This is a genomic window from Kitasatospora xanthocidica (assembly GCF_014656195.1).
In the GTDB taxonomy this organism is placed as follows: domain Bacteria; phylum Actinomycetota; class Actinomycetes; order Streptomycetales; family Streptomycetaceae; genus Kitasatospora; species Kitasatospora xanthocidica.
Window position 1 is genome coordinate 145,995 of the sequence record NZ_BNBY01000004.1, and the last position, 13,795, is coordinate 159,789.

Below are 13,795 nucleotides of genomic sequence, written 5' to 3' on the forward strand. Positions count from 1 at the left end.
TGTTGGTTGGAACCAGCAGGCGCACATACACGTTCATGGGAACCAAAACTGCAACTGAGTCGACTGTAGCACGGTGACACCCCGGGCGACCGGGGATTTTCCGCCGAACAGATCACGTTTGGCGCCCCCGGGAACAGGGCAAGCGGCGCCCCGCCGAAGCGGGGCGCCGCCTGTGGATCCCCGGCCGGTCCAGGATCCCTCCGGTACCGGCCGGGGATCGTTCCGGGACGGCCGCGGTCAGTGCCGGCCGGCCGGCTCCGGGACGCCGTGCGTGCCCGCCAGCGGGGCCGGACCGTCGCCGTGGCCGTGGCCGTGGCCGTGGCCGGGCTCGTCGGCGTGGCCGGGCCACCAGGCGCGGTGGCCGAGCAGCGCGGTGAGCGCCGGGGTGAAGAACATCGCCATCACGAAGGCCGCCAGCACGATGCCGAAGGCCAGCGAGAAGCCGAGCTCCATGAAGAGGACGTTGCCCGCGAGCATGAAGGTCGCGAACGACGCCGCCAGGATGAAGCCGGCCGCCGCGACGGTCGGGCCGCCGTGCTTGACGGCCTCGCTGGCCGCCTCGCGCGGGCTGCGGCCCTCGCGGGCCTCCTCGCGGAGGCGGGAGATGATCAGGATGTTGTAGTCCGTGCCGATCGCCACCACGAACAGGTAGATGAAGATCGGCAGCATGAACATCAGGCCCTGCTCGCCCTTGATGTTCTGGAACACCAGGGTGGTGGCACCGAGGGTGCCGCCGAAGCCGAGGCCGACCGAGGCCATCAGGTACCACGGCGCGACCACGCTGCGCAGCTGCAGGCCCAGGATGAGCATGATGATCAGGGCCGCGATCGGGAAGACCAGGGTGTAGTCGTGCACCATCGCGGTGTTGATGTCCTTGTACACCGAGGTGATGCCGCCGACCAGGGCCTTGCTGTCGGCCGGCGCCGAGGCGTGGGCGGTGTCGCGGACCTTCTCGATGGTGTCGATGGCCTTGTTGGAGGCCGGCGCGTCGTTCAGCATCACCGTGAAGTCACCGGTGGTGCCCTCGGCGTTGATCGCCTTGTTCTCGGTGCTCGGCGTGACGACGGAGGCCACCCCGGGGACGCCCTGGAGCTTGCCGGCGAAGTCCTTGATCGCGGAGTCGCTGAGCTTGGCGCCGTTGGTGCTGGTCAGGTAGACGTGGCTCGGGTCGGCGGCGCCGGCCGAGAACGCGGTCATCAGCTTGTCCTGGACGACCATCGACTCCTTGCCCTTGGGCATGGAGCTGCCGGCCAGGTCGTAGGTGCCGTTGTAGTTGACGCCGGCCAGGGTCAGCACCAGCAGGATGCCGCCGGAGACCAGGGCGACCAGGCCGGGCTTCTTGCCGGTCATCCGGCCGAACGCGGCGAAGCGGGCGTTCTTCGGCTCCTGCATCCACTTCTTGCCGGGCCAGAAGACGCCCTTGGACGGGATGACGGCGAGCACGGCCGGGGCCAGGGTCAGCGAGACCAGGGCGGTCGCGATGACGGCGATGGCCAGCGCCGGGCCGAGCGCGGTGAACATGCCCAGGCTGGAGAGGATCAGCACGGCGAAGGCGACGGCGACGGCACCGGCGGCGGAGGCGATCGCCTCGCCGACCCGGCCGACGGCGTTGGCCACGGCCGTCTTGCGGTCCTCGCCCAGGCGCAGCCGCTCGCGGTAGCGGAAGGCGAGGAAGAGGAAGTAGTCCGTGCCGACGCCGAGGACCACGATGATCAGGATCGCGGAGGTCATCGGGGAGGACTTGAGGTCGAAGATCTTGATCGCGTCGGCGATCAGGCCGTTGGCCACCGGCATCGCGATGACCAGCGAGAGCAGGACCGGCAGGAGGCCGGCCAGGATGCTGCGGAAGATGATGCCGACGATCAGGATGACCAGCACCAGGCTGAGGCCCATGACGATGGCGTCGGTGGAGCCGGAGGCGTCCTTCTGGTCCAGGGAGCTGGCGGCCTGACCGCCGACCTGGAACTTCAGCCCGGTGCCGTCGGCGAGCTTGGAGCCCTCCTCACGCAGCTTCTTGGCCGCGTCGGGGTACTCCTCGGTCTGCATCTTGGTCTTGTCGATGGCGACCATGGACAGCGCGTACTTGCCGTCCTTGGACTTCGAGGCCTTGGCGTCGACCGGCAGGATCTTCTCGACCGCGGGGATGTGCGCGGCGGTCAGACCGTTGACGACCTTGTCCATCGAGGCCTGGTCGGCGTCGTTCAGCGCCTGGCCGTCGTTGCGCTCGAAGAGCAGCAGCGCGGCGGGGGTGAAGCTGGACGGGAACGCCTGCTCCTGGAGCTGCGCCGCCTGGATCGACTCGTAGTGCTTGGGCAGGAATGCGGACTCGTCCGTCTGGGAGGTGACCTTCGGGGCCGACGCGACGATGGCGAGCATCGCGACGACCCAGGCGAGGATCACCCACCAGGCACGGCGAACGACGAAGTGTCCTAGTCGGTGGAACATGCTCGTGTGCCTCCTGGGCATGGTTCACCGCAGCCCTTGGGGGACGGGACGCTGGGCGACGGCAGGACCGGCCGGGCGTACACGGGATGCACGCCCTTGCCGGTCGGCAGGTAAGTAGGTTCGGGCATCATCTTACGAGTACTTGCTTGCCGCCCGGCAAGGAGCCCCCGTATTCCAACCCCCGGTACAGGACCGCCCCGAAACGGCCCCGGCCCAGTTTCCCCCGAACGCACCCCGCTTGACCTCGTGCTCCGGGTGGAGTCATCTCCCCCTCAGGGTGGAGTCGCGTCCCCTACCCCCTAGGTGGAGTTCTCGGGGTCGAGGGGTAGGGAAAACCCCACCCCGCCCCCGAGGGAAGCCCCAGGGACGGGTCACCCGCCAGCCGGATTACCGCCCAACCCCCTTCTCCCTAATGTCTGTTGGGACGCCGGGACCGCAGCCGGCGCGCAGCGGAGGCGGCCTCCGCGACCACCGCCGCCACCGCTCCCGTCCGGCGACGAACGCCGTACTCCCAGGGGGGAAGCACCCGTGAAGCCCGTACAGGCCAGACCCGCGAAACCCGGACTCGGCATGGCCGCCGCGATGGGCGCCTGGAGCGCCCGGAACCGGAAGACCGCCGTCTTCGGCTGGCTGCTCTTCGTCGTGCTGGCCACCGTGCTCGGCGGCGCGCACGGCAGCACCAAGGTGACCGAGGCCGAGTCGATGCCCGGGCAGGTCGCCCGGGCCGCGCGGATCCTCGACGACGCCGGGCTGAAGAGCCCGGCGAGCGAGACCGTCCTGGTCCAGAGCCCCACCCGCAGCGCCGACGACCCCGAGTTCCGCACCGCCGTCGGCCAGGTGACCGCCGCCGTGAACGGCACCGGCAAGGCCGCCGAGGTCCGCTCGCCGTACGAGACCAAGGCGGTCTCCCAGGACGGCCACTCGGCGCTCGTGCTGGTGACGCTCAAGGGCGACCAGGACGAGGCGGTCGAGAACGTCCAGGCCGTGCTGGACGCGGTGGCCGGCGTACAGAGGCAGAACCCCGGACTGACCGTGGTCGAGCTCGGCGACGCCAGCTCCGGCAAGTGGATCAAGGACCAGTTCAAGAACGACTTCGCCCGCGCCGAGTGGACGGCCGTGCCGCTCGCCCTCGGCATCCTGCTGGTCGCCTTCGGCGCGCTGGTCGCCGCCGTCCTGCCGGTGGTGCTCGCGCTCACCGCCTTCATCGCGGCCGGCGGGCTGGTCGCGCTCACCAGCGGCCTGCTGCACACCAGCGACGACGCCAGCTCGGTGATGCTGCTGGTCGGCCTCGCCGTCGGCGTCGACTACTGCCTCTTCTACCTGCGGCGCGAGCGCGAGGAGCGGGCCGCCGGGCGCGACGCGCGGACCGCGCTGGCCGTCGCCGCCGCCACCAGCGGCCGGGCGGTGCTGGTCTCCGGCGTCACCGTGGTGGTCGCCATGGCCGGCATGTTCCTCACCGGGATCGCCGACTTCCGGGCGATGGCCTTCGCCACCATCCTGGTCGTGATCACCGCCGTACTCGGCTCGCTCACCGTGCTGCCCGCGCTGCTGTCCATGCTCGGCGACCGGGTCGACAAGGGCCGGCTGCCCCTGCTCGGCAAGCTCCGCCGCCCGGACGTCGCCCAGACCGGGGGACGCTTCTGGAACGCGGTGCTGACCCCGGTGCTGCGCCGCCCGCTGGCCGCCACCCTGCTCGCCGGGGCGTTCCTGCTGGCCCTGGCCACGCCGCTGCTCACCATGCACACCGCCAACCTCACCTTCCGGCAGCAGCTGCCCGCGGGCAACGCGCTGGTCGCCGCCTCGCAGAAGATCGAGGCCGCCTTCCCCGGCAGCCCCGCCCCGGCCACCGTCGTCATCAAGGCCGCCGACATCGACTCCCCCGCGATGACCGCCGCGATCGCCGACCTCAAGGCCAGGGCGCTGGCCAGCGGCCGGATGCACGGCCCGGTGGAGGTCGCCGTGCACGCCGACAAGAACATCGCCACCGTCGACATCCCGCTCAACGGCACCGGCAACGACGCCACCAGCAACGACGCGCTGAAGACCCTCCGCGAGGACCTGGTGCCCGCCACCGTCCTCAAGGTGCCCGGCACCGAGGCCCCGGTCACCGGGCGCACCGCCGGGTCGTACGACTTCAACGCCCAGATGACCGGCTCGATGCCGCTGGTGCTCGGCTTCGTGGTGCTCTTCGCCTTCCTGCTGATGCTCACCTCCTTCCGCTCGCTGGCCGTGGCCGGCACCGCCGTGGCGCTCAACCTGCTCTCGGTGGGCGCCGCGTACGGGGTGCTGACGCTGGTCTTCCAGCACGGCGTGGGCGCCTCACTGCTGGGCACCGCCGGGGTCGGCGCGGTGGAGTCCTGGGTGCCGCTGTTCCTCTTCGTGATCCTCTTCGGGCTCTCGATGGACTACCACGTCTTCGTGGTCTCCCGGATCAAGGAGGGCCGCGACCGCGGGCTGCCGACCCGGGCCGCGATCGCCCACGGCATCCGCTCCACGGCCGGGGTCGTCACCAGCGCCGCGGTGATCATGGTGGCGGTGTTCGCGGTCTTCGGCACCCTGTCCATGCAGGCGATGAAGCAGATGGGCGTCGGCCTGGCGGTCGCCGTACTGATCGACGCCACGGTGATCCGCGCGGTGCTGCTGCCCTCGGTGATGACCCTGCTCGGCGAGCGCAACTGGTACCTGCCGCGCTGGCTGGGCTGGCTGCCGGACCTCTCGCACGGCGAGTCCGTGCCGCCGCTCGGCGCCGCGAGCACCCTGCCGGGGCAGCCCGGCACCCCCGCCCCCGCGCCGGAGGGGGCGCGGCACCGCAGGATCGAGGTCTGACCCGACCGCGGTGACGCGAACCACGCCGGGCCCCGCAGCGAGCGGGGCCCGGCGTCCGTGCGTCATGATGATCACCGCCCGGGCCCCCGGGTGGACACCGCCGGAACGGAGCCCAGTCATGACCCCCTTCGACGAGGGCCGCGCCCGGCTGCTGCTCGCCCTGGCCTGCGCGAGCGCCGGACTCCCGGCCCCCGGCGACGCCCGGCTGCTCGCGCTCGGCGAGAACGCCGTCTTCGACCTCGGCGACCCGGCCGTGGTCGCCAAGGTCGGCCGCGCCCCCGAGCTCTCCGACCGGGCGCACCGCGAACTGACCGTCGCCCACTGGCTGGCCGGACAGGACGTCCCGGTGGTGCGCCCATACGACGCGGTGGCGCCCGAGCCGCGGCTCGCCGACGGGCACCCGGTCACCTTCTGGCACCGGCTCGCGCCCGCCGTCCGCCCCGCCCGGCCGGTCGACCTCGCCCCGCTGCTGCGCACCCTGCACCGGCTGCCGGTGCCGCCCGTGCCGCTCGGCCGGCGCGACCTGCTGGCCCCGGTCGAGCGCTGGCTGGCCTCCGCCGACGGGCACGTCGACCCCGCGGACGTCGCCTTCCTGCGCGACCGCCGGGACGCCTTCGAGGCCGCCCTGCCCGGCCTCGCCCCGCGGCTGGACCCCGGCGTGATCCACGGCGACGCGCTGCCGCGCAACGTCCACGTCGGCCCGGACGGGCCGGTCCTGCTCGACCTCGAATTCGTCGCGGACGACCTGCGCGAGCACGACCTGGTGGTCCTCGCCCTCGCCCAGGACCGCTACGGCGTGCCCGGCGAGGAGTACGAGGCGTTCACCGAGGCGTACGGCTGGGACGTGCGCGAGTGGCCCGGGTTCACCGTGCTGCGCGGGGCCCGGGAGACCGCCAGCGCCTCCTGGGTGGCGCAGCAGGCGGCGAGCAACCCGGCCGCGCTCGCGGAGTTCCGGCGGCGGGTCGACTCCCTGCGGGACGGGGCCACCGAGGTGCGCTGGTACCCGTTCTGACGGCGGGCCCGTACCTGTTCCGGCGCGCGGGCGCCTCCCGGGGCGGGTGTGAGAAGTCTCCCGGGCGGGAGCGTTCCGGCCCGCAACCGGGGCACGTACGGTGGGCGTCCTATCGGACAGTCATCCCGCCCGAGAGACCCCGAGAGCCCCGCCCCGAGAGATCGGCACCGCCCGCGCACCTCAGGAGCCGCCGCCATGCACCGGACCTCCCGCCGCCCCTCCACCCCGCCCACGTCCCGCTCCCGGCGCCGGCTGATCGCGGGCTGCGTCGCGGTGGCCGCCGTCCTGGGACTGACCGCGTGCGGGACCGCCAGCGGCGCCCTCCAGCCGCCGAGCACCGCGGCGCAGCCGAGCGGCGCCACGCAGCCGAGCGGCACCGCGGCCACCACCATCGCCCCGGCCCCCGGCTCCGACGGGATCCCGCCGGCCACCGGCTCCGCGCCCGCCACCACCCCGGCCACGCCGTCCGCCCCGGCCGCCCCCGTGAAGCCGCGCACGCCCTCGCCGACGGGCACCCCCTCGCCGGAGAACGCCCCCTCCGCCCCCGCGTCGCCGACCGCCCCGGCCGCGTCCTCCTCGCCCGCCCCGCCGCCCGCGCACCCCGGGGCCGGCCCGGTGATCGGCTCCACCGCCTCCGGCGGCCGGACCGTCGCGCTCACCTTCGACGACGGCCCCGGCCCCGCGACCGGCCAGATCCTCGACCTGCTCGCGCAGTACCACGCCAAGGCGACCTTCTGCCAGATCGGCCAGAACGCCGCCGCCAACCCGGCCCTGGTCAAGCGCGTCCTGGCCGCCGGGCACCGGCTCTGCGACCACAGCGTCCACCACCCCCAGCCGTTCGCGAAGCTCCCGCACGACAAGGCCGTGTACGAGATCACCGCGGCCCGGGACATGATCGTCCAGGCCGGCGGCCCGGGCACCGAGGTCCACTGGTTCCGCGCCCCCGGCGGCGGCTTCAACGCCGACAACGAGCAGATCACCGCGGGCCTCGGGATGGCCTCGCTCGGCTGGTCCGTCGACCCTCGCGACTGGTCCCGCCCCGGCGTGCCGGCCATCGTCTCCACCGTGCAGAAGCAGCTCAAGCCGGGCGGCGTGATCCTCCTGCACGACGGCGGCGGCGACCGCGGCCAGACCGTGGCCGCGCTCAAGCAGCTGCTGCCCTGGCTGGTCGCCCAGGGGTACGCCTTCGACTTCCCGGCGGCCTGAAGCCCGTCTCCTGAAAGGCCGGCCCTCCCCGACGGCCGGGGCCGACCGTAGGGTGGCCCGCATGACCGGCCCCACCACCACCGAACTCGTCGCCGCCGTACCGGGACTGGCCCCGTACCTGCGGCCCGCCACCCTGCTCCACCCGTACGCCGCGACACCCGACCCGCGGGCGAGCCGGATCGGCGGCCCCGCGCTGTGGCCGGCCGGCGCGCCCTGGCCGCGGTGCACCGCCGAGCACCTGGCCGACGAGTACCGGGACGTCTCCGCCGCCGACCGCGCGATCTGGGAGGCCATCGCCCGGGCGGAGCGCGAACGGGCCCGGAGCAACGGCGGCGTGCACGTCGTCACCCCCGACGAGGCCGCCGAGCAGCGCCGGATCATGGACGGTGCCGACAGCATCGACCTGATCGCGTGGCACACCCACCGGAAGGTCGCCGAGCGGCCCGCCGCCGACACCGCCCTGGTGCCGCTCGCGCACGTCCGCGCCGAGGACGCCCCGCACCTGCCCTGGCCGGAGGACGCCGACCGGCTCCAGGTGCTCTGGTGCCCCAACGACCACCGGGAGCTCCCGAACACCCGCTACTACTACGGCCCGAACGTCGAACTCCACTGGCAGCGCGCCGCCGACCTCGCCCCGGTCACGCCCCCGGCGCCCCGGCGCAGCGAGGACGGATACCTGCCCACGCCGTGCGCGCTGCGCCCCGAGCAGATCCTGGACCTGCCCGACCAGGACGAGCTGCCGGAAGAACTCCACGAGGCCGCCGAGGAGTTCGCCCAGCGGTACGGCCTGGAGTACCACCGCGCGCTGTCCTGCGCCGAGGGCTGGAAGCTCGGCGGCTGGCCGTCCTGGCACTCCACCGACCTGGTGCCGGTCGACTGCGGCTGCGGCGCCCGGATGGTCCACCTGCTGACCGTGGACAGCGGCCTCGCCCCGGACGTGTCCGTGGGACGCTTCGGCGAACTGCGCGTCTTCGTCTGCCCGACGGACCTCGCGCACCCGGTGGGCCTGGACCTGCAGTAGCGCCGGCCCGGCCGGGCCGGGGCCCGCCCGCCCGACTAGCGGGCGGGCCGACTAGCGGGCGGGCCAGCGCGGGTCGACCACCGCCTGCGGGTCCTTACCGCGGCGCAGCCAGGCCTGCAGGCCCTCCGCCCAGTCCCGGTACCAGTCGATCTGCCGCCGGTGCAGCTCGCCCGGCGCCACCTCCCCCACCTCGGCCGGGTAGCGCCCGGCCAGGGCGACGGCGACCCGGACGGCGGCCAGCGCGTCACTGCCCGCCTCGTGCGCGTCCGTCAGCTCCACCCCGTACACCTCGCAGACCCGCTGCAGGGTGCGCGAGCCCTTGCGGTACTTGTCCACGGCCCGGTCGATCACCAGCGCGTCCAGCACCGGCCCGACCGGCCCGCCCAGGCGCTCGGCGAGCGTCGCCAGCCCGTACCGGCGCAGCTCGGCGTCGAGCAGCGACAGGTCGAACGGCGCGTTGAACGCCACCACCGGCCGCCCGGCGGCGATCCGCTCGCACAGCCCGGCGGCTATCTCCTCCACGGCCTCCGCGGCCGGCCGGCCCTTGCCCCGCGCGACCTCGTCCCCGATCCCGTGGATCGCCTCCGCCTCGGCGGGTATCGGCACTCCGGGGTCGAGCAGCCAGTGCGCGGCCCCCACCCGGGCGGCCCCGACCGTGTCCACGAGCGCGGCCGTGACGATGCGGTCCACGGCCGGGTCGGTGCCCGTGGTCTCCAGGTCGAAGCCGACCAGTGGCTGCTGCCACCAGCTCATCAGGTGTGTCCTTCCGTCCTACGGCTCGAAACAGCCCCTATCATCACCCGCCCCACCGACAACCCGGTCCGCGGGCCCACCGCACCCCGGTCGGGAGGCGGTCGCGGAACGGTCGCGGAACGGTCGCGGGCGGTCCGGCTACGGCACGGGCCGGGGCGCCGGGCGGGACAGGTGGACGTCGATCTGGTCCTGCTGGGTGACGGTGAATCCGTGCCGCTCGTACAGCCGTTGGGCGGCGCTGCCGCGCAGGACGACGAGGTGCACCGGCTCCCCGGCGGCGTCGGCCTCGGCGAGGAGGTGGCGCAGCACGTCGGTGCCGAGGCCGCGGCCCTGGAGGTGCGGGGCGAGGTAGAACATCTCCAGGTGGCGCCCGCCGTGCCCGTCGGGGCGGACCGTGACGGAGCCCGCGAAGGCTCCTTCGACCAGCAGCAGGGAGGTCCACCTGGTGGAGAAGGCGTCCGCGACCCGCCGGCGGGAGCGGTCCGGGTGCCAGCGGCCGAGGCGTTCCAGGTCGGCGCGCATGACCTGGTCCTTGAGGTCGGTGACGCGTTCGAGGTCCTCGGGCGCGGCGGGTTCCAGGGTCCAGGCGGGAAGGGCAGGAAGGGCGGGAAGACTGTTCACGGCCCGCAGTCTGGCAGCGCCGTCACCGCCGCGACCAGGCCTTTTCTCAGGATGCGGTCCCCTGGACGGTCCTCAGGACGCAGTCCCCGGGGTACGGCCCTCAGGACACCGGCCGGGAGTCCGCCCAGACCCCTTCGAACTCCTCGCGGTAGACCTCCAGCAGCCCCGGCTCGGTGCCGCCGGGCTGCTGGCCGGCGCCGCCGCGCAGCACCAGCGCCGGGGACTCCATGCCGCGGGCGCGGCGCAGGTAGGGCTGGATGACGCCGAGGTCGCGGCCCTGCCGGCGGCCGCCCGCCTGGCCGGTGGTGCGGGGGCCCTCGACCAGGTAGGCGGTGAAGCGCGGGGTCTCGTCGAAGACCCTGATCTCGAAGCCGCCCTGGTCGCGCAGCCGGGCCCGGACCCGGCGCACGTGCATGATGTTCATCTCGATCGAGCGGGACAACTCGTTCCGCCCGAGGCCGAGTTCGCGTTCGCGGCGGCGCACCGCGCTGCTCGCCGGGTTGAGGAACAGCAGCCGTACCCGGCAGCCCTCGCCGGCCAGTTTCACCAGGCGCTTGCCGGTGTAGTTCTGGCAGAGCATGCCGAGGCCGATGCCGAGCGCGTCGAGCCGCCGGGCGCCGTCCAGCAGGTCCTCCACGGGCAGGTCGCGCTGCAGCCGGACCCGGTCGGCGTGCACCGCGACCACGTCCGCGTACCGGCCGGCCACCAGGGACTCGACCACGTCGGCGGGCACCCCGCCCGCGCCGCCGTCCAGAACGGCCAGCAGCCGGGCGGCGGCCCGCTCGGTCTGGGCGAGGACGGTCTGGGTGAGCACCCGGTTGCGGGAGACGACGTGCCGGGCCACCTCCAGCTCGTCGAGGGCGAGCTCTATCTCGCGCCGGTCGGCCAGGTACGGCTCGAAGCAGGGCCAGTGCTGGACCATCAGTTCGCGCAGCTGGGGCAGGGTGAGGAAGACCAGCGGGTCGTCGTCGGCCGGGTCGAGCAGGTAGCCCTTGCGGCGGCTGACCTCGCGCACCGCGCCGGCCCGGTGCGCCCATTCCTCGCCGGCCGGCCCGGCGGCGGCGGTGACCCAGTCCTCGCCGTGTGCGGGGGCGTAGATCGGGTGCAGCACCTCGTCCACCAGGGAGCGCAGCCGCTGCTCGACCAGGTTGAGCCAGACGTAGGCGCGGCCGGAGAGCCGTACCCGCTGGTAGGCGTCCTCCCACTCGGCGGCGGACCAGGCCAGCGCGGGTATCTCGACCGGGCCGCTCTGGGCGGGCACCAGCGCGCGGCCGGTCAGGGTGGGGCGCATGACCACCGTGGGCGCCTCGCTGCGGGCCGCGCCCCGGTGGGGGCCGTCGGGACCGGAGCCACGGCCGCCAGCGGGGAACACCATGCGCCACCTCATCTGCGGCTGACCCCCGCGGACGCGGGGACCGTTGACGGGCCGTTGACTAGCACCGGGTCGGCCGGGACGGCCGGACGATCAAGGGTACTGCCCGTCGAGAGCCGACCGCAGCCGGATGGTCGACGGCCGGGCCCCACGCCGAAGCCCGCCCGCGCCCGCACCAGCGGCATCACTCTTCACACGAATGCCCGCCGGACACTCGTTCGGACCAACCCGGGCCGGTTCTCCCGGCCGCCGGGGAAGGGCTCGGGGAGTATGCGGGCTGTGCCGTGCGTCACGGCGCGCGTGCCCGGCCGCCCGGCCGGGCAGAAGAGCGTCCGGGTCCGGGCAGACAGTCGGACCGATTGTCGGACTAACTGTCAGTTTCCGTCTGCAGTAAGGAAGTTGAGGAGTCATGCAGGTCTGGCCCGGTACGCCCTACCCGCTCGGCGCCACCTACGACGGGGCCGGCACCAACTTCGCCGTGTTCTCCGAGAGCGCGGACCGCATCGAGCTGTGCCTGCTCGACGAGGACGGCTCCGAGACGGCCGTCGAACTGCGCGAGACGGACGCCTTCGTCCGGCACGCCTACCTGCCCGGCGTCCAGCCCGGCCAGCGCTACGGCTTCCGGGTGCACGGCCCGTACAACCCGGGCCTGGGCCAGCGGCACAACAGCGCCAAACTGCTCCTGGACCCGTACGCCAAGGCGATGAGCGGGAACATCGACTGGGACGAGTCGGTCTACGGCTACCATTTCGGCGCACCCGAGCGCCGCAACGACCTCGACTCCGCCCCGCACACCATGCACTCGGTGGTGATCAATCCGTACTTCGACTGGGGCACCGACCGGCCGCCGCGCACCGACTACCACCGGACCGTCATCTACGAGGCCCACGTCAAGGGCCTCACCCGGCTGCACCCGGGCATCCCCGAGGAGATCCGCGGCACCTACGCGGGCCTGGCCCACCCGGCGGTGATCGAGCACCTGGCCAAGCTCGGCGTCACGGCGATCGAGCTGATGCCGGTCCACCAGTTCGTCCGCGACCACCGGCTGCGCGACCTCGGCCTGGCCAACTACTGGGGCTACAACACCGTCGGCTTCTTCGCCCCGCACTCCTCCTACTCCTCCACCGGCGACCGCGGCCAGCAGGTGCAGGAGTTCAAGTCGATGGTCAAGGCGCTGCACGCGGCCGGCATCGAGGTGATCCTGGACGTCGTCTACAACCACACCGCCGAGGGCAACCACCTCGGCCCGACGCTCTCGCTGCGCGGCCTGGACAACGTCTCCTACTACCGCCTCGCCCAGGACCAGCGCTTCTACGAGGACACCACCGGCACCGGCAACAGCCTGCTGATGCGCAGCCCGCACGTGCTCCAGCTGATCATGGACTCGCTGCGCTACTGGGTCACCGAGATGCACGTGGACGGCTTCAGATTCGACCTCGCCGCCACCCTCGCCCGGCAGTTCCACGAGGTGGACCGGCTCTCCTCCTTCTTCGACCTGGTCCAGCAGGACCCGGTGGTCTCCCAGGCCAAGCTGATCGCCGAGCCCTGGGACCTCGGCGAGGGCGGCTACCAGGTCGGCAACTTCCCGCCGCTGTGGACGGAGTGGAACGGCATGTACCGGGACACCGTGCGCGACCTGTGGCGCGGCGAGAACGCGGCCCTCGCCGAGTTCGGCTCCCGGCTCACCGGCTCCTCCGACCTCTACCAGGACGACGGCCGCCGGCCGATCGCCTCCATCAACTTCGTCACCTGCCACGACGGCTTCACCCTGCGCGACCTGGTCTCCTACAACGAGAAGCGCAACCGGGCCAACGGCGAGGACGACCGCGACGGCGAATCCTTCAACCGCTCCTGGAACTGCGGCGTCGAGGGCCCCACCGACGACCCGGCCGTCGAGGAGCTGCGGGCCCGCCAGCAGCGCAACTTCATCGCCACCCTGATGCTCTCCCAGGGCGTGCCGATGCTCTCGCACGGCGACGAACTCGGCCGCACCCAGCTGGGCAACAACAACACCTACTGCCAGGACAACGAACTCTCCTGGGTGCACTGGCCCGAGGGCGACGGGCCGGCGGCCCGGCTGCTGGAGTTCACCCAGGGGATGATCTGGCTGCGCCGCGACCACCCGGTGTTCCGGCGGCGGCGGTTCTTCCACGGGCGGCCGGTGTCGGCCTCCGGCGGCTTCGACGACCTCACCGACATCGCCTGGTTCACCCCGACCGGGGAGGAGATGACCAAGCGCAACTGGGGCGCCAGCTACGCCAAGTCGCTGACCGTCTTCCTGAACGGCTACGCCATCTCCGAGCCGGACCGGCGCGGCGGGCGGATCGTCGACGACTCCTTCCTGCTGATGTTCAACGCGCACTTCGAGCCGCTGGAGTTCACCGTGCCGGCCGGCCACGGGCAGGAGTGGCAGGTCGTGGTCGACACCGCCGAGCCCCGGCTGCCCGCCCCGGGGACGGGGGCCCGGGTCAAGGCGGGGGACACGCTGTGGCTCACCGACCGCTCGCTGATGGTGCTGCAGCGGCCGGCCTGAGGCCCG

9 protein-coding genes are annotated in these 13,795 nt (G+C 73.2%); 5 read left to right on the forward strand and 4 right to left on the reverse strand.

From position 1 onward, the window contains the following. Positions 1–237: 237 nt before the first annotated feature. Positions 238–2,445, reverse strand: a complete 2,208-nt coding sequence (locus tag IE332_RS09005; protein ID WP_189914866.1) for an MMPL family transporter — start codon at positions 2,443–2,445, stop codon at positions 238–240. 570 nt (positions 2,446–3,015) lie between these two features. Here IE332_RS09005 and IE332_RS09010 point away from each other — a divergent pair. The 4 genes from IE332_RS09010 (at position 3,016) to IE332_RS09025 (ending at position 8,510) form a co-directional block, all read left to right on the forward strand. After that, positions 3,016–5,271, forward strand: a complete 2,256-nt coding sequence (locus IE332_RS09010) for an MMPL family transporter (RefSeq protein WP_189915370.1) — start codon at positions 3,016–3,018, stop codon at positions 5,269–5,271. 118 nt (positions 5,272–5,389) lie between these two features. Next, entirely contained in the window at positions 5,390–6,283 is an 894-nt protein-coding gene (locus IE332_RS09015; protein ID WP_189914868.1) for a phosphotransferase enzyme family protein, read from the forward strand. Between the two features lie 195 nt (positions 6,284–6,478). Then, positions 6,479–7,489: a polysaccharide deacetylase family protein gene (locus IE332_RS41830; RefSeq protein WP_189914870.1), complete on the forward strand. Its 1,011-nt coding sequence runs from the start codon at positions 6,479–6,481 to the stop codon at positions 7,487–7,489. A gap of 61 nt (positions 7,490–7,550) precedes the next feature. Continuing rightward, a complete protein-coding gene (locus IE332_RS09025) occupies positions 7,551–8,510 on the forward strand; it encodes a hypothetical protein (protein WP_189914872.1) in 960 nt (319 codons plus the stop codon). Between the two features lie 51 nt (positions 8,511–8,561). Here the strand turns inward: IE332_RS09025 and IE332_RS09030 are convergent, their stop codons facing one another. The 3 genes from IE332_RS09030 to IE332_RS09040 all read right to left on the reverse strand — a co-directional run bounded on the left by IE332_RS09030 (position 8,562) and on the right by IE332_RS09040 (position 11,259). Further along, positions 8,562–9,263, reverse strand: coding sequence for an exonuclease domain-containing protein (locus IE332_RS09030; protein ID WP_189914874.1), 702 nt, complete (start codon positions 9,261–9,263; stop codon positions 8,562–8,564). Positions 9,264–9,401: 138 nt separating this feature from the next. Beyond that, complete coding sequence (locus IE332_RS09035) at positions 9,402–9,884, reverse strand: GNAT family N-acetyltransferase (protein ID WP_229928458.1); 483 nt, start codon at positions 9,882–9,884, stop codon at positions 9,402–9,404. Positions 9,885–9,984: 100 nt separating this feature from the next. Beyond that, entirely contained in the window at positions 9,985–11,259 is a 1,275-nt protein-coding gene (locus tag IE332_RS09040; RefSeq protein ID WP_373313689.1) for a DUF5919 domain-containing protein, read from the reverse strand. 406 nt (positions 11,260–11,665) lie between these two features. Between IE332_RS09040 and glgX the strand changes: the two genes are divergently transcribed. Then, positions 11,666–13,789 (forward strand): glycogen debranching protein GlgX, encoded by a 2,124-nt coding sequence (gene glgX, locus IE332_RS09045; protein WP_189914876.1) that lies wholly within the window; start codon positions 11,666–11,668, stop codon positions 13,787–13,789. Positions 13,790–13,795 lie beyond the last annotated feature (6 nt).

Coding starts and splice junctions, on each gene's coding strand:
- IE332_RS09005 (WP_189914866.1), bottom strand. CDS start 2,445: ATGTTCCACCGACTAGGACACTTCGTCGTTCGCCGTGCCTGGTGGGTG.
- IE332_RS09010 (WP_189915370.1), top strand. CDS start 3,016: ATGGCCGCCGCGATGGGCGCCTGGAGCGCCCGGAACCGGAAGACCGCC.
- IE332_RS09015 (WP_189914868.1), top strand. CDS start 5,390: ATGACCCCCTTCGACGAGGGCCGCGCCCGGCTGCTGCTCGCCCTGGCC.
- IE332_RS41830 (WP_189914870.1), top strand. CDS start 6,479: ATGCACCGGACCTCCCGCCGCCCCTCCACCCCGCCCACGTCCCGCTCC.
- IE332_RS09025 (WP_189914872.1), top strand. CDS start 7,551: ATGACCGGCCCCACCACCACCGAACTCGTCGCCGCCGTACCGGGACTG.
- IE332_RS09030 (WP_189914874.1), bottom strand. CDS start 9,263: ATGAGCTGGTGGCAGCAGCCACTGGTCGGCTTCGACCTGGAGACCACG.
- IE332_RS09040 (WP_373313689.1), bottom strand. CDS start 11,259: ATGGTGTTCCCCGCTGGCGGCCGTGGCTCCGGTCCCGACGGCCCCCAC.
- glgX (WP_189914876.1), top strand. CDS start 11,666: ATGCAGGTCTGGCCCGGTACGCCCTACCCGCTCGGCGCCACCTACGAC.